Origin of the sequence: Chryseobacterium foetidum (genome assembly GCF_025457425.1) — a bacterium.
Classification (GTDB): domain Bacteria; phylum Bacteroidota; class Bacteroidia; order Flavobacteriales; family Weeksellaceae; genus Chryseobacterium; species Chryseobacterium foetidum.
Genome location: NZ_JAMXIA010000001.1, coordinates 2,886,956 through 2,913,269, shown reverse-complemented (window position 1 = coordinate 2,913,269; position 26,314 = coordinate 2,886,956). Strand labels below are relative to the sequence as shown.

The 26,314-nt window shown below is 37.0% G+C and carries 22 protein-coding genes and 1 CRISPR repeat array; of the genes, 10 read left to right on the top strand and 12 right to left on the bottom strand.

The window, feature by feature from the left end:
• Positions 1 to 61: 61 nt before the first annotated feature.
• Positions 62 to 352, bottom strand: a complete 291-nt coding sequence (locus NG809_RS13530) for an SDR family oxidoreductase (RefSeq protein WP_262151472.1) — start codon at positions 350 to 352, stop codon at positions 62 to 64.
• 108 nt (positions 353 to 460) lie between these two features.
• Between NG809_RS13530 and NG809_RS13525 the strand changes: the two genes are divergently transcribed.
• The 6 genes from NG809_RS13525 to NG809_RS13500 all read left to right on the top strand — a co-directional run bounded on the left by NG809_RS13525 (position 461) and on the right by NG809_RS13500 (position 7,733).
• Positions 461 to 817 (top strand): winged helix-turn-helix transcriptional regulator, encoded by a 357-nt coding sequence (locus NG809_RS13525; RefSeq protein ID WP_262151470.1) that lies wholly within the window; start codon positions 461 to 463, stop codon positions 815 to 817.
• A 171-nt stretch (positions 818 to 988) separates the two neighbouring features.
• The gene (locus NG809_RS13520) at positions 989 to 1,837 is read left to right on the top strand and encodes a GLPGLI family protein (RefSeq protein ID WP_262151469.1); all 849 of its coding nucleotides are present in this window, start codon (positions 989 to 991) and stop codon (positions 1,835 to 1,837) included.
• Positions 1,838 to 1,996: 159 nt separating this feature from the next.
• Positions 1,997 to 2,707 carry a purine-nucleoside phosphorylase gene (gene deoD, locus NG809_RS13515; RefSeq protein ID WP_262151467.1) on the top strand — a complete coding sequence of 237 codons (711 nt, stop codon included), beginning with the start codon at positions 1,997 to 1,999 and terminating at the stop codon, positions 2,705 to 2,707.
• A 706-nt stretch (positions 2,708 to 3,413) separates the two neighbouring features.
• Positions 3,414 to 4,742: a xylose isomerase gene (gene xylA, locus NG809_RS13510; RefSeq protein ID WP_262151465.1), complete on the top strand. Its 1,329-nt coding sequence runs from the start codon at positions 3,414 to 3,416 to the stop codon at positions 4,740 to 4,742.
• Positions 4,743 to 4,973: 231 nt separating this feature from the next.
• Positions 4,974 to 6,395 (top strand): D-xylose transporter XylE, encoded by a 1,422-nt coding sequence (gene xylE / locus NG809_RS13505; protein WP_262151463.1) that lies wholly within the window; start codon positions 4,974 to 4,976, stop codon positions 6,393 to 6,395.
• Between the two features lie 309 nt (positions 6,396 to 6,704).
• A complete protein-coding gene (locus tag NG809_RS13500; protein ID WP_262151461.1) occupies positions 6,705 to 7,733 on the top strand; it encodes a LacI family DNA-binding transcriptional regulator in 1,029 nt (342 codons plus the stop codon).
• A 10-nt stretch (positions 7,734 to 7,743) separates the two neighbouring features.
• Here the strand turns inward: NG809_RS13500 and NG809_RS13495 are convergent, their stop codons facing one another.
• Positions 7,744 to 8,331, bottom strand: coding sequence for a dual specificity protein phosphatase family protein (locus NG809_RS13495; protein ID WP_262151459.1), 588 nt, complete (start codon positions 8,329 to 8,331; stop codon positions 7,744 to 7,746).
• Positions 8,332 to 8,668: 337 nt separating this feature from the next.
• On the opposite strand from NG809_RS13495, the gene NG809_RS13490 reads away from it, so the two are divergent.
• Positions 8,669 to 9,214, top strand: coding sequence for a hypothetical protein (locus NG809_RS13490; protein WP_262151457.1), 546 nt, complete (start codon positions 8,669 to 8,671; stop codon positions 9,212 to 9,214).
• 427 nt (positions 9,215 to 9,641) lie between these two features.
• Positions 9,642 to 9,791, top strand: a complete 150-nt coding sequence (locus tag NG809_RS13485; protein WP_262151455.1) for a hypothetical protein — start codon at positions 9,642 to 9,644, stop codon at positions 9,789 to 9,791.
• Between the two features lie 168 nt (positions 9,792 to 9,959).
• Here NG809_RS13485 and NG809_RS13480 read toward each other — a convergent pair whose 3' ends face one another.
• The 7 genes from NG809_RS13480 to NG809_RS13450 all read right to left on the bottom strand — a co-directional run bounded on the left by NG809_RS13480 (position 9,960) and on the right by NG809_RS13450 (position 17,332).
• Complete coding sequence (locus NG809_RS13480; RefSeq protein WP_262151453.1) at positions 9,960 to 11,567, bottom strand: glycoside hydrolase family 10 protein; 1,608 nt, start codon at positions 11,565 to 11,567, stop codon at positions 9,960 to 9,962.
• Between the two features lie 336 nt (positions 11,568 to 11,903).
• On the bottom strand, positions 11,904 to 12,251 hold the full coding sequence (locus NG809_RS13475; RefSeq protein WP_262151451.1) for a hypothetical protein: 348 nt from the start codon (positions 12,249 to 12,251) through the stop codon (positions 11,904 to 11,906).
• A gap of 128 nt (positions 12,252 to 12,379) precedes the next feature.
• Complete coding sequence (locus NG809_RS13470) at positions 12,380 to 12,901, bottom strand: DUF6624 domain-containing protein (RefSeq protein ID WP_262151449.1); 522 nt, start codon at positions 12,899 to 12,901, stop codon at positions 12,380 to 12,382.
• 239 nt (positions 12,902 to 13,140) lie between these two features.
• Entirely contained in the window at positions 13,141 to 14,256 is a 1,116-nt protein-coding gene (locus tag NG809_RS13465) for a M23 family metallopeptidase (protein ID WP_262151447.1), read from the bottom strand.
• A gap of 399 nt (positions 14,257 to 14,655) precedes the next feature.
• Entirely contained in the window at positions 14,656 to 16,464 is a 1,809-nt protein-coding gene (typA, locus tag NG809_RS13460; protein WP_056084933.1) for a translational GTPase TypA, read from the bottom strand.
• A 197-nt stretch (positions 16,465 to 16,661) separates the two neighbouring features.
• Complete coding sequence (locus NG809_RS13455) at positions 16,662 to 16,898, bottom strand: hypothetical protein (RefSeq protein WP_262151443.1); 237 nt, start codon at positions 16,896 to 16,898, stop codon at positions 16,662 to 16,664.
• 269 nt (positions 16,899 to 17,167) lie between these two features.
• Positions 17,168 to 17,332 (bottom strand): hypothetical protein, encoded by a 165-nt coding sequence (locus NG809_RS13450; protein WP_262151441.1) that lies wholly within the window; start codon positions 17,330 to 17,332, stop codon positions 17,168 to 17,170.
• On the opposite strand from NG809_RS13450, the gene NG809_RS13445 reads away from it, so the two are divergent.
• On the top strand, positions 17,331 to 17,891 hold the full coding sequence (locus NG809_RS13445; RefSeq protein ID WP_396124918.1) for an NAD(P)H-dependent oxidoreductase: 561 nt from the start codon (positions 17,331 to 17,333) through the stop codon (positions 17,889 to 17,891). The genes NG809_RS13450 and NG809_RS13445 overlap by 2 nt on opposite strands.
• 114 nt (positions 17,892 to 18,005) lie before the next feature.
• A complete protein-coding gene (locus NG809_RS13440) occupies positions 18,006 to 18,515 on the top strand; it encodes a PPC domain-containing DNA-binding protein (protein WP_262151439.1) in 510 nt (169 codons plus the stop codon).
• A gap of 594 nt (positions 18,516 to 19,109) precedes the next feature.
• Here the strand turns inward: NG809_RS13440 and NG809_RS13435 are convergent.
• From NG809_RS13435 to cas1, 3 genes are all read right to left on the bottom strand, one after another.
• Positions 19,110 to 19,658 (bottom strand): type 1 glutamine amidotransferase domain-containing protein, encoded by a 549-nt coding sequence (locus tag NG809_RS13435; protein ID WP_262151437.1) that lies wholly within the window; start codon positions 19,656 to 19,658, stop codon positions 19,110 to 19,112.
• A gap of 144 nt (positions 19,659 to 19,802) precedes the next feature.
• Positions 19,803 to 24,843: a CRISPR direct-repeat array (repeat unit 47 nt; unit sequence GTTGTGAATTGCTTTCATTTTTCGGTATCTTTGGGATACACAACAAC).
• A 178-nt stretch (positions 24,844 to 25,021) separates the two neighbouring features.
• The gene (gene cas2, locus NG809_RS13430; protein WP_262152579.1) at positions 25,022 to 25,360 is read right to left on the bottom strand and encodes a CRISPR-associated endonuclease Cas2; all 339 of its coding nucleotides are present in this window, start codon (positions 25,358 to 25,360) and stop codon (positions 25,022 to 25,024) included.
• A gap of 51 nt (positions 25,361 to 25,411) precedes the next feature.
• Complete coding sequence (gene cas1 / locus NG809_RS13425; protein ID WP_262151435.1) at positions 25,412 to 26,305, bottom strand: type II CRISPR-associated endonuclease Cas1; 894 nt, start codon at positions 26,303 to 26,305, stop codon at positions 25,412 to 25,414.
• Between the last annotated feature and the right edge of the window lie 9 nt (positions 26,306 to 26,314).

Sequence of the window (26,314 nt, the reverse complement as noted above, 5' to 3'; positions counted from 1 at the left end):
AAAAGGACATCTACTTTGTTTCCGCTTTCTGCAACATGGTTTTCGAGTACAGCAATTCCAGCTAAATCGGTGTAAAAACGGCTGTTCCTGCATTCAGAAAAAGGACATCTACTTTGTTTCCGCTTTCTGCAACATGGTTTTCGAGTACAGCAATTCCAGCTAAATTTGAAGTATCTGAAACTAAAGTTTTCAGTTTTGGATTATTGATTCTTTCTGCCGCTTTTTTCAGATTGTCGGCGTTTCTCCCTGTAATCAAAACGTTGGCTCCCGCTTCGATAAAAGCTTTCGCAGTTGCAAATCCTATTCCTGTACTTCCACCGGTAATGACTACATTTTTGTCTGTAAAATTCATGTTAAAATATGTTTTGTTATTTCTGATGACAAATGTATCATCATTTAGTTACTTTTAGTAACTTTGTACCAAAAAATAACAGTAACAACGGTGTAACAAGGTAACAATATGGAGTGTCAGGCAAAAGATTTTCAGCAGGAATATAAAAAAGAAATGCGTGCAGTACAGGATTCTATGGACGTTCTTCACGGCAAATGGAAGATTGCCGTCATCTCTTCTATCTGCTATTACAACAAAAGAAGGTTTTCGGATATTCTGAATGATATAGACGGAATTTCAAACCGGATGCTCAGCAAAGAACTGAAGGAACTGGAGTTTAATAAACTCATCCACAGAAACGTGTTCAGTACCCAACCCGTAACGGTAGAATACACTTTGACTGATCATGGAAATACACTGAAAACCATTATCAACAATTTGAAGGACTGGGGTGTTCAGCATCGTAAAAAAATTGTGGAGGGGTGATTTCAATTCTTAAAATAGAATCCGAAAAAACAAAATCTCTGTGGTTTTGAATACGTTCATAAATTAACTTTAAAATATTTAACGTTCAAAACATTTAATTTATCACTATTTAACACACCTGAAAGTGTATTATTGCATAGTTTTGAAGAAGAAATTCTTTATAATAAAACCATGCATCTGAAAATTACGCTTTTGATTCTTCTTATTCCGTTTTCAATCTTTGCTCAAAGCCACAGGTTTCTTTATTCATATCAATTCGTCCCCAATTCTGCTAAAGGAGACAGCGTGATTACAGAACTGACTAGACTGGATGTTTTTGCTGACCATTCGGAATTTTTGAGTGATGTGACCGCCAAAAAAGATTCCGCAATCGCTTTTGCCATAAACAATAATCAGAGTCAGGCCAACATCAAATTACCTGATGGAATTTATCAGAATAAAACCTCTAAAACCAAAGAACTCACCTCTACAATCGAGTACATCGGCATTCAGCCATTTAAAATTGAAATGAACAATAGTTTTAAATGGCAACTTTCAAAAGAAACGAAAACCATTGAAGGCTATCTCTGCCAAAAAGCAAATCTTCATTATGGCGGAAGAATTTGGGAAGCATGGTTTACCCGAGAAATTCCTGTTCAGCAGGGACCTTATGTTTTTTCTGGACTGCCGGGAATTATTGTTCAGATTAATGATACAAAAAATCACCATACATTCACTTTAAAAGCCAATTACAAAATACCTGCAGGCTCTACTGGCATTTATATAAGGCCTTATTTTGTCCCGGTAAAAATTGATGCAAAATCTTTCAACAAAAAGTGGAATGATTACAGAAAACAGCCTTTGGGTGGAACCGAACAGTTTATGCAGATGAACCCCGGTTTGCTGAGTGGGGAAAGTTATGATGAAAATGGCAACAAATCACTCATCATCGAAAGGACAAAAGAAGAAAGAGCATACGCTAAAAAACAGCTGGAAAATTATAATAATCACATTAACATTGAGCTTTATAAAAAATTGTAGCTAAACATTATTCAATCAACAATTATTTTTAATTCGAAGTCGATATACCCTTTTTCACATCTCCTATTTTAAATCTTTTGTTTTAAGAAATGTAAAGAGCTATACTAACTTAAAATAAACAGCATAAATGATTATCTTTGCTACCATTAAAACAACAGTATGAGCATACACATCAGCGCTAAAAAAGGAGAAATTGCAAAAGTAGTTCTGCAGCCGGGAGATCCTTTGAGAGCGAAATATATTGCAGAAAACTTTCTTGAAAACCCAAAATTAGTCAGCCAAACCAGAGGTATTTTATACTATACCGGAACTTATAAGGGTAAGGAAATCACAGTCGGAGCGAGCGGAATGGGTTTCCCAAGCATCGGAATTTATTCTTTCGAACTTTACACAGAATATGAAGTGGAAACCATCATCAGAATCGGTACCTGTGGAGGATATTCTTCTGATGTCGCATTATTTGATCTTCTGAATGTAGAAAATGCGGCCAGCGAAAGCACGTATGCAAAATATGCATGGGGATTTGAAGAAGAAATCCTTTCAAACCAGGGAAATATCTACAGCATCATCAATGAAACTGCTGAAGAATTAGGTTTGAAAACCAGAGCTACGAATATCCACAGCAGCGATATTTTCTACAGAAAAGATCCCGCAGTGCCTGCTATTGCTGAGAAATACAATTGTCCGGCAGTGGAAATGGAGGCTTTCGGATTATTTGCCAATGCAAAACATTTAGGTAAAAATGCAGCGACTATTCTTACCGTTTCAGATATTATTCCGACCAAAGAAATGATCTCAGCGGACCAAAGAGAAACAGCTTTGAAACCAATGATTGAGCTTGCTTTGGAAGCGGCGTGGAAAGTTTCTTAGTAAGTTTTACTATATCACGTTAATAAGTATTCGATTGACTTAGGAAACGGAGGCGTTAAGAAATTTAAAAATATTTCCGTTAAAAAACTTCCTTTGTCTGAGTGGCGGCAAAAATTTATTTTAAATGCTAAACTCGTTGTTTCCGCCCGAGTTTAGGAAGTTTTAGGAAAAATTTTAAAATTTTAGCCGAGTTTCCAGTCTTGAATTTTTGGTTCTTTTGCTTCAAGGCAAAAGAACAAGAATCAAAATTATGTTATGTAGGTTGTAATTCTATAATAACTATTATAAAAAATAAATTAAATTTAAATACGATAAATGTCGCAGTTACATTTATCGTATTTTTTATGATAAGCCTATTCAATTATTTCCTTTTTTCACTAATTAAAATTATTAAAAAAGTGAAATTCCGAGAATGTTGAAGATATTTTTCGTGAGTTGAAAATTTAATATTGGCTTTAAATTGAATTTACTTCTGATTAATATCAATTCCACAAAACCCTATTAATAAAGGATTTATATAAAAACCAGATGAGAAAATTATATTTTTTTTGCTAATGTTCGTTTTTAATCAGAGAATTTTTACATTTAGTTTAAACCACATCAATTTCTGGTTTTAAAGAAATATAGTGTAAATTTTATGAAAAGTATTTGAGAAAATAATACTGTAAAATGCAATCGGTTACAATAAATTTAAAATATAAAAAATATGTCAGTTACATTAGGAAACAAAGAGTACTTTAAAGGGATAGAAAAAATCAAGTTTGAGGGAAGAGAATCAGACAATCCGTTGGCATTCAAATTTTACGATGAGAATTTGGTTGTTCGTGGCAAAACAATGAAAGAATATTTCAAGTTTGCTTCTGCTTACTGGCACACGTTCTGCGCAACCGGTGGAGATCCGTTCGGTGCAGGAACTCAGCAATTTGACTGGTTAACCGCTTCTGATGAAAAACAGAGAGCAACAGAAAAAATGGATGCCGCTTTCGAATTTTTCACAAAACTGGGTGTTCCTTACTACTGTTTCCACGATTATGATTTGATTGACGAGGCAGATAACTTTTTAGAATCTACAAAAAGATTAGAATTCATTACCGATTATGCTAAAGAAAAGCAGGCAGCTTCCGGAGTGAAATTACTTTGGGGAACATCCAACTGTTTTTCGCATCCAAGATTTATGAACGGTGCAGCAACCAATCCTTCTTTTGACGTTTTGGCTTACGCTGGCGGACAGGTAAAAAATGCTTTGGATGCAACGATCAAATTAGGTGGAGAAAACTATGTATTCTGGGGTGGCCGTGAAGGTTATATGTCTCTTCTAAACACCAATATGAAGCGTGAGCAGGAGCACATGGCTAAGTTTTTACACATGGCTAAGGATTATGCAAGAGCTCAGGGATTTAAAGGAACATTCTTCATCGAGCCAAAACCGATGGAGCCTACAAAACATCAGTATGACTTTGATGCGGCAACGTGTTTAAACTTCCTTCGTCAGTACGATCTATTGAATGATTTTAAATTAAATCTTGAAGTTAACCACGCAACTTTAGCACAACACACTTTCGAGCACGAACTTCAAGTGGCTGCTGACAACAATGTTTTGGGAAGCATTGACGCGAACAGAGGAGATTACCAGAATGGTTGGGATACGGACCAGTTCCCGGTTGATTTGTACGAAATGACTCAGGCAATGTTGGTGATTATTCAGGCTGGAGGTTTCCAGGGTGGTGGAGTTAATTTCGACGCTAAAATCAGAAGAAATTCTACAGATTTAGAAGATATCTTCATCGCTCACATCAGCGGAATGGACAACTTTGCACGATCTTTCTTAGCTGCTGATAAAATTTTAGAGAAATCAAAATATTCTGAAATCAGAACCAACAGATATTCTTCTTTCGACTCCGGAAAAGGAAAAGATTTCGAAAACGGAAGCTTATCTTTAACCGATCTTGCCACTTACGCTCAAGGTCTTGGAGAAGTTGGTAGAGAAAGCGGAAAGCAGGAATATTTGGAGAGTATTATCAATCAGTATTTGTAATTTTATATGAATGCATGATACCAATCGACTATTTTCTTTTACCGCAAAAGGTTCAAAAGAAATAATCGAAAAACAGCTAATCAAAAGTCTGCAAAAATGTAAAAAAACTTTTAAAACATTCGTTTTGCCATCTTTTGAATAAGCTAAAATGCCGCGAATTCTTTTGATTCTTTTGCGGTTAAAAAAAATATCATGTCTAGAAACTTTTAACAATTAAAACTAAATCAAACTATGCAAATAATAGATTCCGGTCCTAAATATTCTTCAGGAACAAAGGCGCAGATCAATATGCTGTACGTTACAGTACTCACATTGGTTGCCACTTTGGGAGGACTTTTGTTTGGATACGACACGGCAGTAATTTCGGGAGCCGAAAAATCAATTCAGGAATATCTTATTATTCCTTTGGGATTGAGTTCATTGGCCCACGGAGCCACCATCTCAAGTGCATTGATCGGATGCATCATCGGTGGCGCTATTTCCGGGATGATCTCCACGAAGCTGGGAAGAAAAAAATCATTGATGCTTTCAGCATTTCTGTTCTTCATCAGTGCTTTGGGAGCGGCGTATCCTGAGTTTTTATTCTTCAAACACGGCGAACATTCAATGGGTGTTTTGCTGGCATTTAATTTTTATAGGATCATCGGTGGAATCGGTGTGGGCTTGGCTTCGGCGGTCTGCCCGATGTACATTGGCGAGATTGCACCTGCCGAAATACGTGGTAAACTGGTTTCTCTGAATCAGTTTGCCATTATTTTCGGGATGCTCGTGGTTTACTTTGTGAACTGGGGCATTGCGAGTGGACAAACCGTAGAATGGATCAACGAAATCGGATGGAGATATATGTTTTTGTCTTTAACAATTCCTTCTGCCCTGTTCGGAATCCTTTTATTTTTCGTACCTGAAACACCGCGTTATCTGACATTCGTAAACAAAGACGCAGAAGCGCTGAAAATTTTAACCAAAATCAATGGTGAAGCCCGTGGAAAAGAAATTTTCTCTGAGATAAAAAGCACCGTTGTAGAGCATAAAAGTGAAATTTTCGCCTTCGGGAAAACCGTGATTGTGATTGGGATTTTGCTTTCTGTTTTCCAGCAGTTTGTGGGAATTAATGTGGCTTTATATTATGCTCCAAGAATCTTCGAAAGCATGGGTGTTCACAAAGATTCATCAATGCTGCAGACTGTTGTGATGGGATTGGTGAATGTAATCTTCACCGTTATCGCTATTTTCACGGTTGATAAATGGGGAAGAAAACCTTTGTTAATCGTCGGTTCGGTTGGTATGGCAATTGGTATGTTTGCGATCGCAGTTTTATCCTACTATCAAATCATCGGAATTGCAACTTTGGTATTCATCATCGTTTACACAGCTTCATTTATGATGTCATGGGGACCTATCTGCTGGGTTTTAATCTCAGAAATTTTCCCTAATAAAATCCGAGGAAGTGCGATTGCGATTGCTGTTGCCGCACAATGGGCAGCCAATTATTTAATTTCATCTACTTATCCTTTTATGATGGAATTCAGCGGCGCTTTTACCTACGGATTTTACGGGGTGATGAGTGTTTTATCGCTGTTCTTTGTCTGGAAATGGGTTCCTGAAACGAAAGGAAAATCTTTGGAGGAGATTGAGAAGGTTTGGGAGAAATAAAATTTAGCTCATATCAATATTTGAAAGAGTGTCATTTTTTGACGCTCTTTTTCATTTTTCACATCACACTAGTTAAAGTTTTAAATAATTACTTTTTTAGTATCAATACATTATTACTGTGATGCTATAAATTGAGCTTTGAATTTTATATCTTGAATCTCTTAAAATTTGATTTCCTGATAAAGACATGTACAAATAAATGATAAATTTCTTCCGTCCTGTATTGCGATACTGTTTATTTGATTAAATTTACCACCATTCTGCAAAAGGATTATTAAAGGGAAATTTAAACGTTATTCCATAATACACATGACAAAAAAAAACGCCACCATTTATGATATATCGAGAAAGCTGAATGTAAGTGTGGCAACGGTTTCAAGGGCATTAAACAACCACCCGAGAATCAGCCAGGCAACAAAGGAGCTGGTGGTGAAAACTGCCAAGGAAATGAACTACAAGCAGAATAATCTTGCCAAAGCCCTTAAAAGCGGTGAAACGAAAAACATCGGAATCATTGTTCCCTACATCAATACCAACTTTTTCTCGTCTGTCATCCGCGGAATTGAAGAGGAGCTCTCAGTGCAGGGTTATCATGTGATTATCTGTCAAAGTCATGAAGATGTAAATATTGAAAAAAAGCATTTAAACACTTTGCTTAACGCTCAGGTTGACGGAATTTTCATGTCGGTTTCGCGTACAACTGTGGATACAGAACACATTGAACACATTTTAAATACTTCAAATACACCAATAATATTTTTCGACAGAAAGAAAGATATCTCAGGCATAAGTACAGTGACCATTGATGATTACCGTGGCGGATATATGGCGACTGAACATCTGATTTCCGAAGGTTACAAGAATATCTGTCACTTTTCCGGAGACCAGAACCTGGAGATTTACAGAAACCGTCTGAGTGGCTACAAACAGGCTTTAATCGATCACAACTTTCAGGTAAAAGAGGAAAACATCATTTCCACAGGAAGTTCGATCGATGCCGGAATTGAGGCTATAAAAACTTTATGGGGAAGCCAGTCGATTCCTGATGCAATATTTTCTGCCAGTGATTTTGCTGCCTTGGGTGCTTGCCAGGAATTGAAAAAACGGAAAATAAAAATTCCTCAGGAAGTGGCTGTAATCGGTTTCTCAAATGAGCCTTTCACCCAATTTATGGAGCTTCCGATGAGCTCGGTGGATCAGACTCCCGTGATTATGGGAAATATGGCGGGTCAGGTTTTTCTGGATCATATCAAAGACAATTCATCAGGCGTTTCTGTGGAGAAAAAAGTGGTTTTGGCACCTCAGATTTGTGTGAGAAAATCTTCCAAAAGAAAGTAACTGATATTATTTATTGGTCTCTTTTCTTATAATTCATCAGATAAGCACCTTTTTCTGAACTTTTCGAAAAGTTGGTGCCGAATTCCCAAAATAATCTTGCCTTTTTTCTGGCATCATCATTCGTGAAATTCTCATATTCGATTCTGTAGATGGAGCTGAACAAACGTGACCGCCCCACCCCATGATGACAGTGAATCAAAACCGAATAATTTTTTGGATCATCCATTATTGTCAAAAACTTCTGTACCGTAGAATCCGCGGGAAGCTGGTCTGTAGGAAGATTATAATACTTGATTCCTGAGATTTTGTTTGCTGCCAACTCTTCTGCATTCACCTGATTTTTATTTTCAGGATTAAGTTCAGTCTGTATTAAACCATCCCTCAAATCGACAATCGTTTTAATTTGATGGTCATCCACAAAATCTTCCAACTGATGCGGAGGAACCACACCAGAATTGTAAACTTTATTTTCTGAAATAGTTACCAAATTATAACGCATTTTCTTCTGGTAAAATACAAAAGCCAAAATCCCAATTGCCACGATCAACAATGGAATCAATACTCTTTTCAATACTTTAGTTTTAAAACCTGGCTTCATTGGTTTAGATTTAAAATTTGGATGTTGCGAAACTACAATGTTTTTGTAAAAAAAAAGGAAGGGTCATGAAATTTAAAATTTTAAAAAAAAGTAAATCTTCAGATTAAAATAAAATTTGCAGCTTGTCTTAATTTAATTATTTTTAATAAATAATAGTTTGCATTGATGAGTTGCGTGAGGCAGGATATTAGCGGTAATTTTAAAAAATATGCTTGATAATAAAAACATAGATAAATTAAAATCGAAAGGGTTAAAAATTTCAGGTGATAATAAAAGTAGATTAAGCATAATAAAGCCCAAAGGCTTAAGCGGAAATTTTTTGCCGGAAAATAAAGAATTGAAAATACCTTTTGGTTTCAATGATCAAGATTTGTATTCTGATTGTCCAATAATTCAGATTTCGAAAGACAAAAATAGTTTTTCAGCTTCATGCTGGGACTGGGTTCCAGGACCCGGGCCGGGCGACTTTCATATTTATTTTGATTCTGAAGATGAATTAACAGAGTTTTTAATACATTATTATTTTGAGAAAAATGAATATTTTGAAGCTCGCAGGAAATATGTTATTCAAAGCAGAGATTCCGTAAATGTTTCTGACTTAAGAAACATTTTTAATGCACTATTGAAGCAGATTGAAAATAAATTCGACACTTCAGAAATTACATTTTCCGACAGAGGTACATTTCATAAAATACCAATCGAAAAATGGAGAAAAACCGGGTTTGGTGAAGATAAAATTAATATTGAAGCAGAAACTGGTTTTCTACACTTTGAAGTTCAAAAATTGAGAAAAAAAATTGATGAAAATATAGAGTTTAATCAGCAGGATTTTACATATATCTCAGATTTGATAAACGAATTAAGTTTCACCATGAAAAAATAAGATTATTCTGAGATGATCTAAATCAAACTATATAACAATGGACTTGAATACAAAATATTTAGAGAAACTAAAGAACGAAAATACTTGAGCTGACTTTTACACCGGCCATTATGATGAATCTTACTATGGTTTTGTAATTGATTTTAATGATGATTTTCTGCTCATCGAAAAATTTGATGATGAATGTAATTATGACGGTTTTACAATTTTTTTACGACATAATATTACAAGAATCAGGTGGGCTGGAAATGATATTGAAAGTGTTGCAAAACTTATTGATGTAACAAAAAGGCAAGCAAAAAAATTAAGCATTGACTTAACATCAACTCAGACAATTTTAAAAAGTGTAAACCAACTTTACAATCATCTAACAGTTTATATTCAGGACATTGACAAAAGCATCTCCTTTATAGGACGAATTCATGAAATGGACGAAAATTCAATTGTAATAAATGAGTTTGGAACTAAATCTTCCTTAGACAGAAAATTTATCCTCTTATCACTTGATGACATAACGAGGATTGATATGAACGGAAAATATGAAAACAATCTCAACAAATTATTCAACGAAAAATAACTGCCGCAAAAAAGTAATTTTTAATAGTGGAATTAACACATAAAAGTCAATTGGAATTACTTGATTGAACTTTCAACTTAAATGAATAATAACAGTTCGCAAACGTTTTTCAAAACGTCCAATTATTTCTTCCAACAAAAAACTCAGAGAAAACCCTGAGTTTCTAAATTATTTCTTCCCAATAGCTTTAGCAAAATAATCACTCTCATTCCCAAGCCTGTCAATTGCCTTGATTGCCACCGCATTCAGGATTTTGCCATCTTTGCTTTTGGAGATTTGCTGTGAGAGATTTTCTAAAGTAAGAATTTCGGTCTCCCAAACACCGTTGTATTGTTTGAAAAGCACCCATTGCGAAACAGCAGCTATCTTTTTTGAACTCCATGAGGCATTGACTACTGAGCCAAGGTCGTTGATGAAAAGAGTTGGTTTTTCTACAACAACAGTCTTTATCCATGGGCTTTTTGGGACTAATGCTTTTTCTGCGTACGGGCCGTTTTTAAGGGTCGGCAGCATATTGGCATTTTTGGTTAGGCCGGCAATACTGTAGTGAATTTCGCCTGCGTCATTACCTAGAATCTGCCTGGAAAGTTCGATTTGGTTTTTTATTTCCGTCGGTCTGTCTGAAACTTTTATATCAACAGTATTCAGTCCAGGCCAAAGATGGCGGTTCATGGTATTTTCAGATTTCCACCATTCCAAAAGAGGCCCGAAAGCCTGACCTTTTGATTCAATAGGCCAGTACAATTGCGGAGAAAAATAATCTACCCAGCCTTTATTTAACCATAATTTTGCGTCAGCAAACAGCTCGTCATATTGCGAAGATCCTACAATCCCTGCGGGATAGCCTGGCTTCCAGATTCCAAACGGACTGATTCCGAAACGGACGTGATTTTTCTCCGCATGGATTTCCTTGTAAATTCTTTCTACAAACTGATTCACACTATCTCTTCTCCAGTCTGCCCGTGAAAGTGTTCCGCCGGAATTTACATAAGCGTTCCAGCTTGCGGAATCCGGAAAATCTCTACCGTTATTGTAAGTCGCATAAGGATAAAAATAATCATCAAAATGAATGGCATCCAGATCATATCTTTTCACAATATCTTTCACAACATTTGAAACATGAGACTGCGTTTTCGGATTGGCAGGATCAAACCAGTACATTCCGTTTTTTAATCTGATGGTGATATCTGATAATTTATTGGCCATCGAAAGACCTGTCATCGCCCCACCGTTGGAATGATGCGCTCTGTAAGGATTGAGCCAGACATGAAGCTCCATACCGCGTTTGTGGGATTCTTCGATCCAAAACTGCAAAGGATCATAGTTCGGATAAGGCGGCTCACCTGTTTTACCTGTCAGAAAATACGACCACGGCTCCAGTTCGCTGGTGTACAAAGCATCTGCAGAAGGACGCGCCTGAAAAATCACCGCATTAAAATTATTTTCCTGAAGCATATTCAACATATTGATAGCCTCAGCTTTTTGCTGCTCGACTGATAAATTATTTCTTGAAGGCCAGTTGATATTGGCAACACTCGCAATCCAAGCTCCACGGAATTCCCGTTTGATGGCCGGTAGGTTGACTTTCAGATCTTCCTCAACTGCTTTTGGAGGAGTATTAAATGTGATAGAATCTGATGGTTTTGCAATATTCTTAATAGGTTTTACTGCTTTTGCAGGCGTATTTTTTACGGCATTGTTTTTCGCAGCACAGGAAACACTTAATGATGCAGACAAACCTAATATGGTGACTATTTTTATAGTTGAGATTTTCATATGTATTTACTTATTCTTTTTTACCAGTCATCCCGAATGGTCGGGACAAATTATGGAATCGCTGTCATCGTTTGTATTTGCAAATCATGGCGATTTCATAATTGATTCTTCTGAAGAATTTCTGAATTGATAAAACACAAAACTAATGATATAAAGATAATTTTAAGGAATCTGAATGTGAAAATTTCGTTTCTCAACAAAAAAAGTGCAGACAAACGCTGCACTTCAGTTAAATAGGATTAAATGAAAATTTAAATCTTTTAAAGACTTTGGTTTGCCTTAGCAGCATTTGCAGTATCTACATTTTCTTCTTCAGTCAGATCCGTCTTATACTTTTCAGGAATGAACAAAACATTCACGATAAATCGCCAGAACCACCAGAAATATTGGATAAACGAGCCCGATAAACAGTGCCATAAATACGCTCACCGCAAAGGAAGTTTTGATAAATTCAGTGACAAAGGTTGTTGCACCACCGATGAAACCATTTCCCATATTCTGTGCAAATCCCATACTGGTATAACGGATTTTTGTCGGAAAAATCTCAAGCATAAACGCTCCTAAAGGTTCATAAGTTGCTGCACCGGCAAAAGAAAGCAGGAAACTGATTCGCATAATTTTCAAGGTTGCTTCCGTGTTGATGGCATGAACTTTCGTTAAGCCATCCGGATTTCCGATTTGCATGAATAATTAAAACGAACCACAAATTAAATTGATCTAGATAAAACTATAGTAAGTTAGCAAATTTATAAACTTGAACACGCCAGTTAGCATCAATTGAAAGGAAAAATGATTAAAAAAAACAGTTGTTTTTAATTCGGATTGAACTGAATATTGAAATACTTTAAATAATCTTCTATTGGTTCCATTCCCATTTCTTTTCTTCTTTCGTTCACCGTTGCAGGATTTTCTAATGTGTACAGTTTACCATTTTTTATTTGTGAACCATAAATTTGGGGTTTTCCTTCGTCCATTAAAATCCTGTCTTTCATCAATGCATACTGTCCTTTAGATAAGTCTCCATTTTTAACCGCTTTCTCTATTTGTGGAAAATACTTTTTTCTGATTTCTTCAGTACTGTGTTGCAGTCCCAACCAGATTGCATCCATTTGTTTTTGACTCACCTCTTTTAATGTTGGCATACCGCACTTTTCAATAATGCTGATCACTAATTCCTGATTCCTGTGATCTTCTTTAGCGTATTTGATGGGTTCATTTGCTTTTCTAATCCTTTGGTCACTTTCGAAAACTTCGCTCAGGATTTGACGTTTTTTGCTGCAATCGACTTCAATAATATCTACTGAACCTACATAGACAAATTTATCCCTATTCATATAAAGGAATATTGAAATCATTACAACAAGAGCGGCAAATATGCTGAATAGTATTTTTTTTATTTTCATTTCTATTTTATGTCATATCCCAAAACAGGCTGCCCATTTTTGGTTAAAAATTAATTGTTCCCAAAAATAGGAATTATTTTTAAGTGTCAGAATAAAATGTGGTGTTGGAAATACCAAAAATGAGCATTAAAATGCTATTACTTATAAAAAAGGTTTAAAATTTACTGCAGCTATTTCTCGATTTGGTTGCTTTTTACGAAACCTTCTCTTCCGTCCAAGGTTTTAATGTGAAGCCAAATTCCGTGTGATGCAATAACGGTTATCTGTGTTCTTGGTTTAACTGTTGAAAAAATCTCATAGTCCGAACCGGCACCTGACCTCAGACTGCTTCCTGCTTTCAGATATTTTCCTGAAAACTTTTCTGAATTATTCTCAGTAACAAATTTTGGAACTGAACGTTCACGGATAAACGGATAAGGATCGACAGCGCCTCCCGTGGAATAAATTCCAAAATGAAGATGAGTCGCTCCTCCGGCGGCATTACCGGTGTTTCCCACCCATCCTAATGTATCTCCGGTTTTCACCTTTCTACCATCTTCAGTAAGAATGCTGTCGAGATGGGCGTAATAATGGGAATTGCCTACCTCATCATCTCTCAGCCAAACCTGCTTTCCTCCCAATCCCTGATTTCCGGTTCGGGTGATATAGCCATCAGCAACTGCAACCACCGGTGTTCCCTTTGATGCGAAAATATCAACTCCTTCGTGGCTTCTTCCGCCTCCGTCGCGGCTGGCTCCCCAAAAGCTCTGCACATTTTTGTTACCTTTTCCTGCTACGGGAAATTTGAGCGAGGGCTGAGTGTAGATTTTTATTTTAAGCTGACTTCCGTAGCCAATTTCGGGCTGTACAATAATTTTATGTAAACCGTCAGTCTCAACTGGTTTTGAGAATAGATTATCTTCAATGATTTGTGATTTCATCATTTCTGACCCTGAAGTTGGATCCAGTAAATCGACAAAGATCTTTTTATCTGGAAGGGTTGATTCAGTTTCGACAACGAGCAAATCTCCTTTTTTTAAATCTATTAAATAACCTACAGCATCGGATTTTAACTGATCTGAATTCATCAGCAGTGACGTTCCATCTTTAATTTTAAGCTGACTGGCAGAAGCTGATGAGAAACCTGCTTTCCACTGAGTCAACAGGCTGTCGGCTCCTGAAAAGCTGCGCTCGTATTTTACACGTTCAGAGGTTTCGAAAACATTTTTAGGAATTTTTAATCCATCACAAGAGATGATGAATGAAAGGGTGATTAATATTAAAATTATTGATTTTGATCTGAACATTTCATATTCAGTACAAAAATTTAGCCGCGAAGTCCTCAGTTTTTTTGTCTTGAAACAAAAGAACCAAAAATTCAAGACTTGAAATCGTCAGCTAAAATTTAAAAGTAATTCCTAAAATTTCCAAACTCGTGCGGAAATGACGAAGCATCATTTTAAGATGATTATAGCCGCCACTCAAACAGTGGAAATTTCTAAACGGAATTTCTTCTAAATTTCTTAACGCCTCCGCTTCCTAGGTCATTTTAAATGATCCATAAATACCAGATAAGTTACAAATCGAAGATTCTGTCATATTTATTTTGCTCTGCCATACTTTTAATACATTTATCACAACAAATGGTCTAAAAATGAAAAAAGCCCCGAATAATCAAGGCTTTAGGTATATTTATGAATTTCAGATTATGCTTTCGCTCCTCTTTCCATTCTTTTTCTTTCTTCTTCAGAAAGTACTTTCTTTCTCATTCTGATAAAGTTTGGAGTCACCTCGATTGCTTCGTCAGCCTGAATATATTCCATACATTCTTCAAGAGAGAATAAGATTTTTGGTGCAACACCTGTATCTTTATCTTTACCTGAAGCTCTCATGTTGTTCAGCTGCTTTGCTTCAACGATGTTTACCACCAAATCTCCCGGTTTGTTTTGCTCACCGATGACCATACCAGCGTAGATTTCCTCGCCCGGATCAACATAGAACTTACCTCTGTCCTGAAGCTTAGCGATAGAATATTCAGTTGCAGGACCCTGAGTTTTAGAAATCAATACACCATTGCTTCTTCCAGGAATCGCACCTTTGAAAGGCTTGTATTCTGTGAAACGGTGCGCCATAATAGCTTCACCAGCAGTAGCAGTTAACATCTGAGAACGCAGTCCGATCAGACCTCTTGAAGGAATTTCGAATTCCATATGCTGCATTTCACCTTTGGTTTCCATAATGTGAAGGTCACCTTTTCTCTGAGTTGCCAAATCGATTACTCTTGAAGCAAATTCCTCCGGAACATCAACTACCAAAGACTCATAAGGCTCCAGTTTTTGTCCGTTCTCATCTTCTCTTAAGATAACCTGTGGCTGCCCGATTGTCATTTCGTAACCCTCTCTCCTCATTGTTTCAATTAAAACTGACAAGTGAAGAATACCTCTACCGAATACAAGGAAAGTGTTGGCATCATCAGTCTGCTGAACTCTCAATGCAAGGTTTTTCTCTAATTCTTTTGTTAATCTTTCTTTCAGGTGGTTTGAAGTAACATATTTACCGTCTTTACCGAAGAAAGGTGAATTATTGATAGAGAACGTCATGTTCAGGGTAGGCTCATCGATAGCCGTTCTTGGCAATGGTTCAGGATTTTCGATATCTACGAATGAATCACCAATCTGGAAAGCGTCGAAACCTACAACAGCACAGATATCTCCGGCTTTTACTTCAGTTACTTTTTTCTTTCCAAGACCTTCGAAAACGTAAAGTTCCTTTACTTTACCCTTCACTACTTTTCCGTCTGCCTGAGCAAGACCGATCCACATAGATTCTTTGATCTCACCTCTGATTACTTTTCCGATCGCAATTCTTCCCAGGAAAGAAGAGAAATCAAGAGAAACAATCTGCATTTGAAGGTTACCTTCCTCTACTTTAGGCTCAGGTACATATTGTAAAATCCCATCCAGTAACGGGAAAATGTTGTCTGTCTGTTCCAGTGAAGTGTTGAACCATCCCTGTTTTGATGAACCGTAGAATGTAGGGAAATCCAACTGCTCTTCAGTAGCTTCAAGGTTGAAGAACAAATCAAATACCTGATCGTGAACCTCCTCAGGACGACAGTTTGGTTTGTCTACTTTATTGATAACAACCAATGGTCTAAGACCTAATTCCAAAGCTTTCTGCAATACGAATCTTGTCTGAGGCATAGGCCCTTCGAATGCATCCACCAAAAGGATTACACCGTCTGCCATTTTCAATACTCTCTCTACCTCACCACCGAAATCGGCGTGACCAGGCGTATCGATTACGTTGATTTTTGTGTCTTTATAAGTAACAGAAATATTTTTTGATAAAATGGTAATTCCTCTTTCTCTTTCAAGATCGTTGTTATCCATTATTAATTCTCCACTTTCCTGATTTTCTCTGAAAATGTTTGTAGCATGAATAATCTTATCAACCAAAGTAGTTTTACCGTGGTCAACGTGTGCGATAATCGCAATATTTCTAATGTTTTGCATGAATGATTTTTACGGATGCAAAAGTAGTGATAATTTATGAATAACTAAAAATTTGTTTCCATATTTAACAAATTCATAATGAGCAAGTTTGGAACACCAACTTTTACTGCTATAAATTTCATTTGTCCTATTAGTAATTGGGCTTCTGTTCTTTCTTTAATTTTAAATCCAGGTGTGCTTTCATTCAGGATAATATTTTATTTAACAATAACTTCATCAGTTTTAGACATCATTCTTCTGAAGAGACCTTTGATGTGATCGATTTCGTTTTGGTACATTGAGCTTTTTCGGCATCCGAAATAGAGGGTGTTTTCCAGCTTCTCCTTTCCTTTCCAAATGAGTTTTACTTCACCGGATCCTATCTTGTTTTTACAGAGAAAATCAGGAATCACTTCAAGACCGTTTCCACCTTTCAGACAGCGGATGACTGACACCAAACATCATTAATCATCAATCATAAACCATCACCCATTACTCATCTTCACTCTTCCCCGCAGCCCGACCTGAGTGGAGCTCTTTTTGTGAGGAGGTACGACGAGCAAAAAAGCGGGAACGGAGGGCGGAAACAGCTGCCCAAATAAAAACCTTCATTCCTCTCCCATCATCCATCTTCCATCTTCCATCATCCATCTTCCATCTTCCATCTTCCATCTTCCATCTTCCATCTTCCATCTCCAACCTGCAATCCTGCACCTCCATTCTTTCATCTTTCACCTTCAACCTGCCATCTTCCATCTCCAACCTGCAATCTTGCACCTCCATTCTTCCATCTTCCATCTCCAACCTGCCATCTTCCATCTCCAACCCGCAATCTTGCACCTCCAACCTGCAATCTTGCACCACCATTCTTCCATCTTCCCTCTTCCATCTCCAATTTCCCATCTCCTATTTCCCGAGCCCTTCACTCATTTGGAAATATTGAAGTTAAAATCACCAACACCAGCAGTGCGTACAATGCAGGCGAGGAAGTTGAAAAATTTGTCTGGGCAGACTATATTATTTATCACACACCGATCTGGTGGTTTCAGTTGCCGAATGGTTTTAAAAGGTATATTGATGAAGTTTTCACGGCCGGTCATGCCAAAGGAATTTATATGAGCGACGGCAGATCCTCCGAAAATCCAAAGATCAACTACGGCACCGGAGGAATGCTGGGTGGACGAAAATATATGCTGACCACCAGCTGGAATGCACCCGAAACTGCCTTTACGCTGCCTGGAGAATTCTTTAGCGAAACCAGTGTTGATGATGGAGCATTATTTGGTTTTCACAGAATGAATGCTTTTGTGTCGTTAGAAAAAATGGAGAGTTTCCACTTTCATGATGTAGAAAAAAATGCAGACGTTGAAAGGGATATGAAGATTTACAAAGAACATTTGACTAAAATTTTTAAAAGGGAGATGATGTTTGAGAAATTGAGTGTTTGAGTGTATTAGAGTTGGAGTGTGGTAGAGTTTTAGAGTTTATGGGGTTTGGGGATTATCTCTTTTAATGAGTTTGGTGCAGATGTTTCATTCACTGTAAAATAAAAATTAAACTTTATGAATTTCATTAAAACGATTTGCGCACTCATCCTTCTTCTTTTTTTCAGCAATATAACGGCTCAAAATAAAGAAATGTGCAGATACACTGAAACTCCAACAGGATTTCTGATGGTTTTCCGGGAGGGTGATGATGTATTGGCGGGTATTGAAGATCTTGCAAGAAAAGAAAATATTCCGTCTGCCAACTTTACGGGTATTGGGTTTGCGTCTGATGTTACCTTTGGGTTTTATGATTTTAAAGCTAAGAAGTTTAATCCTAAAACTTTTAGCAAAGTAGAAATGGGAAGCATTACAGGTTCGATTGCGTGGAATGAAAAAGGGCCGTCCATTCACGTTCATGGCGTTGCAACCGACGATAAATTTGACGCGTATGGCGGGCATATTTTAGCCCTGAAAGTCGGAACCGGCTCTATGGAAATTTATATCACAACCTTCTCTGAAAAGCTGGAAAGAAAAGTGGAACAACCTCTGAATGCCAATGTTCTGCAGATACCCTGCGGAAGGTAGGATTTGTACTGTCCAAATCTTATTTTTTTTCATCCTGAATCTTGAACGCATTTTTTCCCCAGCCCTTCCTTCGACAGGCTCAGGATGACATAGGTGGGAAAATGATTCGAAAGTTGTTGCTATCTAAATTTTGAATCTTAAATCTTGAACTTTAAATCTTAAATCCTGAATGCATTTTTCTTCCTGAACCTCTAAAGCGTGGGAAAATGCTTGAAAAGTTGTAATATTTGAATCTTAAGCGCATTTTTCTTCCCCCAGCCCTAAATGGTGGAAAAATGCTCCGGAAGTTGCACTATTTGAATCTTAAATCTTGAATTTTTGAACGTTTCTTATTACGCTCACTCTTCCTTATACAGGCTCAAGATGACATTGGCAGAAAAATGCTCCGAAAGTTGTGCTATCTAAATTTTGAATCTTAAATCCTGAATGCATTTTTCTTCATGCACCCCTAAAGCGTGGAAAAATACTTAAAAAGTTGTACTATTTAAATTTTGAAGCTTGAATCTTGAATCTTAAATCTTGAATTGAGACTTTGAACCAAAAAAAATCAGCATCCGGATGACGAATGCTGATTTTTCTTTAGATGAAGGGATTTTAGACGGTTTGTCCGCTGTGTTTTCCTTCTTTTACTTCCTCTACCAGTTTTGCGTTGAAGGCCGGCAGATCTTCCGGAGTACGGCTGGTCACCAACCCTTGATCTACAACCACCTCGCTGTCTTCCCACTGGGCTCCGGCGTTTTTAAGATCCTGACTGATGTTTTTCACAGACGTCAGTTTTCTGCCTTCCACTACCCCTGCGTTGATCAAGATCTGCGGACCGTGACAGATGGCTGCTACTGGTTTGTGCTGCTGAAAGAAATCTTTCACAAAGCTCAATGCAGAATCATTCACCCTAATTTTATCCGGATTGATTACTCCGCCAGGCAATACCAGCGCATCATAATCAGACGCTGAAACCTCATCCAGAGTTTTATCTACCGGATATTCCTTACCCCAGTCTTTTTCTGCCCATGCCTTGATGCTTCCGCTTTCCGGACTGATGATGTGTGCTGTCCAGCCCTGCTGTTCAATATGTTCTTTAGGGGAACTCAATTCACTTTCCTCGAAACCGTGTGTCGCCAGAATGGCAATTTTCTTTGACATAATATTTTATTTTTTGGTGTTAATGCCAAATACTAAGAAAATATAATGCCGCGGAGGGTTTTGTGGTATTTAAAAAATGTTAAAAAGAGGGTTGGGTGATGGGCGTTGGATGCGGGATGACTCTTGTTGGATATATTTTTTTTTGATGTCAGTTGCTTTCATTTTTCGGTATCTTTGAGATACACAACAACCGTGAACTTGCACTTCCTTTTGTTGCATCCGTTGTGAATTGCTTTCATTTTTCGGTATCTTTGGGATACACAACAACAATTAATGGAAGATGATGAAAAGGAATTATGTTGTGAATTGCTTTCATTTTTCGGTATCTTTGGGATACACAACAACTTTTATTATTCTTTGTGTTTTCAATGCTGTGTTGTGAATTGCTTTCATTTTTCGGTATCTTTGGGATACACAACAACTTCAGAAATTACAGCCTGATAATCATTATAGTTGTGAATTGCTTTCATTTTTCGGTATCTTTGGGATACACAACAACCATTTTCACCGATAACCCTCATTGCATTGGGTTGTGAATTGCTTTCATTTTTCGGTATCTTTGGGATACACAACAATGGAACTCGCATAATGAATATGATAGAGTACGTTGTGAATTGCTTTCATTTTTCGGTATCTTTGGGATACACAACAACTTTGAATTGCTTAAATGTTATTTCATTAGGGTTGTGAATTGCTTTCATTTTTCGGTATCTTTGGGATACACAACAACATAACTGCAACTTGTGGTCTGTCATCTTTGTTGTGAATTGCTTTCATTTTTCGGTATCTTTGGGATACACAACAACATTTGTTCTTGAAAATTGGAATGAGGGAGCGTTGTGAATTGCTTTCATTTTTCGGTATCTTTGGGATACACAACAACAGAAATTACTTTCTTAAAGTTAGAGAGTTAGTTGTGAATTGCTTTCATTTTTCGGTATCTTTGGGATACACAACAACGCAAAGGTGTTTATATCAGTCATACAGCAAGTTGTGAATTGCTTTCATTTTTCGGTATCTTTGGGATACACAACAACGTAGGTTATCAAATGCTTGTAGTTCACTCTGTTGTGAATTGCTTTCATTTTTCGGTATCTTTGGGATACACAACAACACGATATAATTATTAAACAGTTGAACGTGCGTTGTGAATTGCTTTCATTTTTCGGTATCTTTGGGATACACAACAACTATCCTTTTATTAAAAATAGTTATGAACCAGTTGTGAATTGCTTTCATTTTTCGGTATCTTTGGGATACACAACAACCAATTTTCTCATAGCTTAATTCATTACTAAGTTGTGAATTGCTTTCATTTTTCGGTATCTTTGGGATACACAACAACACCTTGAAGATGTTGGAAATAAAGGAAGCGGTTGTGAATTGCTTTCATTTTTCGGTATCTTTGGGATACACAACAACTTTGAATAGGACCTGGAACTAATCCTTTTGGTTGTGAATTGCTTTCATTTTTCGGTATCTTTGGGATACACAACAACATAGCCAAATATTTATTGTTACAAATTGTAGTTGTGAATTGCTTTCATTTTTCGGTATCTTTGGGATACACAACAACCAAGATTATTCCATTCAAAAACGATTCGGGGTTGTGAATTGCTTTCATTTTTCGGTATCTTTGGGATACACAACAACAAAATATCTTCTATGTCTCTTGCTGAACAGGTTGTGAATTGCTTTCATTTTTCGGTATCTTTGGGATACACAACAACCAATCTACTTTTATAGATATATCCATTAAAGGTTGTGAATTGCTTTCATTTTTCGGTATCTTTGGGATACACAACAACTTAATGAGAAGTATGACGACGCAACAGATCGTTGTGAATTGCTTTCATTTTTCGGTATCTTTGGGATACACAACAACATCCTAATATTCCTGTGATAGGATATGCTGGTTGTGAATTGCTTTCATTTTTCGGTATCTTTGGGATACACAACAACTTTTAAAAACGTCTTTCGGCGACTGCTTGAGTTGTGAATTGCTTTCATTTTTCGGTATCTTTGGGATACACAACAACCAGGACGGTTAATTGATTGCTGGTACAAAGGTTGTGAATTGCTTTCATTTTTCGGTATCTTTGGGATACACAACAACAAAAAAATAAATTAGATGAAAAACATTGTAGTTGTGAATTGCTTTCATTTTTCGGTATCTTTGGGATACACAACAACTGCCTTTTAAAAATTCAATTTCAGCATTTGGTTGTGAATTGCTTTCATTTTTCGGTATCTTTGGGATACACAACAACCGAGCTATAAAAAGAACTGAATCATTCATTGTTGTGAATTGCTTTCATTTTTCGGTATCTTTGGGATACACAACAACACTGGTCACAGTATGGGATGGATAAAATATGTTGTGAATTGCTTTCATTTTTCGGTATCTTTGGGATACACAACAACAATCTCAAAAATACCCTGATCAAAAAGCTTGTTGTGAATTGCTTTCATTTTTCGGTATCTTTGGGATACACAACAACACTGATCTTTTGGTGAACTCTTTTGAGATTGTTGTGAATTGCTTTCATTTTTCGGTATCTTTGGGATACACAACAACGCTTTGAAAATGTAGGCTGTGAAGCTTTCTGTTGTGAATTGCTTTCATTTTTCGGTATCTTTGGGATACACAACAACACGATTTACATACGGGAGAAGAGACAAGATGTTGTGAATTGCTTTCATTTTTCGGTATCTTTGGGATACACAACAACACCTCGGTTTTTAATTCCTAAAGTTTCGGAGTTGTGAATTGCTTTCATTTTTCGGTATCTTTGGGATACACAACAACGACGCTATTCCATTGTTCCAGGGCATAGCCGTTGTGAATTGCTTTCATTTTTCGGTATCTTTGGGATACACAACAACTCCGGTAGAATTTGCCTGAACCATCGGAGTGTTGTGAATTGCTTTCATTTTTCGGTATCTTTGGGATACACAACAACACGCTCTACTCAATATGTTGATCACATCTCGTTGTGAATTGCTTTCATTTTTCGGTATCTTTGGGATACACAACAACTCAACGGCTTGAAATGTTGATCAAAAAAGCGTTGTGAATTGCTTTCATTTTTCGGTATCTTTGGGATACACAACAACTTGTCTTTTATTTTTTTAATGATTGTATTTGTTGTGAATTGCTTTCATTTTTCGGTATCTTTGGGATACACAACAACTTGCTGCCAAAATCACAGGTATCAACGGAAGTTGTGAATTGCTTTCATTTTTCGGTATCTTTGGGATACACAACAACATTGATGAAATATTTATCAATCTTACCGTAGTTGTGAATTGCTTTCATTTTTCGGTATCTTTGGGATACACAACAACAATGGAAATCGCGGAATAATTGAACCCATGGTTGTGAATTGCTTTCATTTTTCGGTATCTTTGGGATACACAACAACAAACTATTTATACTGGAACAGATCCAGTTAGTTGTGAATTGCTTTCATTTTTCGGTATCTTTGGGATACACAACAACTATGCGGGAAATTCTGCAGAGGTTGAAAGGGTTGTGAATTGCTTTCATTTTTCGGTATCTTTGGGATACACAACAACGTGCCTGTTATTATCCTGTGTTCAGAATAAGTTGTGAATTGCTTTCATTTTTCGGTATCTTTGGGATGATAATCTTCAAAGACCTTTCATCACAAAGTTGTGAATTGCTTTCATTTTTCGGTATCTTTGGGATACACAACAACAGCGTCTCTTATTTAACGTAATGAAAATAAGTTGTGAATTGCTTTCATTTTTCGGTATCTTTGGGATACACAACAACCAAGTTTGGTTAGGATTAGGACGGGCTAAAGTTGTGAATTGCTTTCATTTTTCGGTATCTTTGGGATACACAACAACTACAGCGCATTCAACATTAACAAGCATGTTGTTGTGAATTGCTTTCATTTTTCGGTATCTTTGGGATACACAACAACGTGCATCAGCAATGCCCTGACCTGCCTGTGGTTGTGAATTGCTTTCATTTTTCGGTATCTTTGGGATACACAACAACAACTCGCACCCATGACCAACTCGAAACCATGTTGTGAATTGCTTTCATTTTTCGGTATCTTTGGGATACACAACAACTACAAATAACGACACCTACAGTTGCTGAGTGTTGTGAATTGCTTTCATTTTTCGGTATCTTTGGGATACACAACAACTGACTTGGCAGTTCAATGATTGGATTGTTAGTTGTGAATTGCTTTCATTTTTCGGTATCTTTGGGATACACAACAACATGCAGGAGATATTATCCACGTCGATGGAAGTTGTGAATTGCTTTCATTTTTCGGTATCTTTGGGATACACAACAACTTACATCGAACAATTAAACCGTACGCACCCGTTGTGAATTGCTTTCATTTTTCGGTATCTTTGGGATACACAACAACTTAAAACTTTTTTATTTTTATTAGAACTTTGTTGTGAATTGCTTTCATTTTTCGGTATCTTTGGGATACACAACAACATGAGACCCGAACCAGTACGCGAAGAAGGCGTTGTGAATTGCTTTCATTTTTCGGTATCTTTGGGATACACAACAACCGATTTCCCGTGCTACCAGCCTGAAGTCGTGTTGTGAATTGCTTTCATTTTTCGGTATCTTTGGGATACACAACAACGTAAGGAATCAAAAGGACATGCTTTTTTTCGTTGTGAATTGCTTTCATTTTTCGGTATCTTTGGGATACACAACAACAGAACATAAGCGTTCGATGAACCATATTTAGTTGTGAATTGCTTTCATTTTTCGGTATCTTTGGGATACACAACAACTTGATAAAAAAGGCAATGTTTATAGAAATGGTTGTGAATTGCTTTCATTTTTCGGTATCTTTGGGATACACAACAACAAAAATATCGCAAGGGTGGCTCGTGGAGAAGTTGTGAATTGCTTTCATTTTTCGGTATCTTTGGGATACACAACAACTCATCTTGCGTTTGAAAATATCTTTCTGTTGTTGTGAATTGCTTTCATTTTTCGGTATCTTTGGGATACACAACAACCAAGTACTCCATCGGTCGGTGGTATCTTTAGTTGTGAATTGCTTTCATTTTTCGGTATCTTTGGGATACACAACAACTTTTCATTTCTTGCAAACTGAGCTACTTTGGTTGTGAATTGCTTTCATTTTTCGGTATCTTTGGGATACACAACAACCTCAAAATTTAACCCTCTGTTTTCCAGAGGGTTTGTTGTTGTTTTAGAATTGTAAAAGTATTTCTTTTTGATATTCAATTAACAAATTTATTTAATTTCTTAGATTCTATTAATGTTGCTTAGATGCTTACAGCATGACAAATAAAATGCTATTTTAATTTTTAGACTCTGCGTCTCATTAAAAAAGTTCAAGCTGTTGGAAAGTTGGCGGTGGTTCTTCTTTATTTCTGGCAAAGAAAATTTCAATATCCCCAAATTGCTTGTCGGTAATACACATAATAGCAACCTTGCCAGCTTTTGGAAGCATAAATTTCACTCTTTTAATATGTACTTCAGCATTTTCACGACTCGGACAATGGCGAACATACATTGAAAACTGAAAAAGCGTAAAACCATCATCCAGCAAACCTTTGCGGAATTTATTGGCATCCCGCATATTGGCTTTGGTCTCTGTCGGCAAGTCGTACAATACTAAAACCCACATAATTCTGTAAGCGTTAAACCTTTCGGCATTCATGGTCTTCTCCCCAACCCTATCCAAAGATAATGGAGTTTTACGGGACGTTTTTTAAATTAGTTCAGGATAAGAAATCAGTCTTTTTTCTCCTGTATAACATTTGTAAAGCGAAGAAGCGGTTGATTTTACCGCCACCAACAGTGGTCTTGTTTTCATGTCTATCAGCACATCTTTTGTGGCAATCTGCAGAATGTGGGCTTTGAATTCTTTAGTCAATTCTTCAACATCAGGATTTTTCCCCAGCCATTGCATGACTAAAAGATCAACAAACGGTCGGTAAGGCTCCATTAAATCATCCGCAAGACAATAGGGATTGTATTTGTTTTTATGAAAAATCCCGAGAACAGGAAGCAATCCGGTTTCTACAATAGCACGGGCAACAATACTTCTCAAAACGGCGTAACCAAAATTGAAAAACTGATTCGGTGAGTCTCCAAAACGCTGTCTTAAAAAATCAAGACTGATCAGATATTTCCAGTAATGCTGAGCAGCTATCCCTTCCATATTGGTGATATCACCGCTTTTCACGTTGCTTTGATAATCCAGCATCGGCTCATAATAATTCCCCAACCTCAGCAAAACTTCTTTCTGATTTTCTATTTTGCACTCAATGGTTTGTTTCCACAGTTGCTTTTTAAGAGGCTCACTCGCTTCCAATTGGTCTTTTACCCGATCTGAATGTTCTGTATGTCCGTACAATGGCAACATAATTCCGTGTGGCAAGTGATGACTGTCACAACTGACGACCACCACATTATTACCCATCATCTTCTGTATAAGGTTATGCGAAATCGTAATCTGAAAATGATCCAGCATCAACAGTCCCAAATCTTCCACAGGAACACTCCCCTTTTCGGTTTTGGTTTCCGGACAGAGAATTTTCATCTGCTCATCTTTGAGCTTGAGGTAAGCGGGATTGCCGATGTAGATGGAGCGGGTGATCATGATACTTTG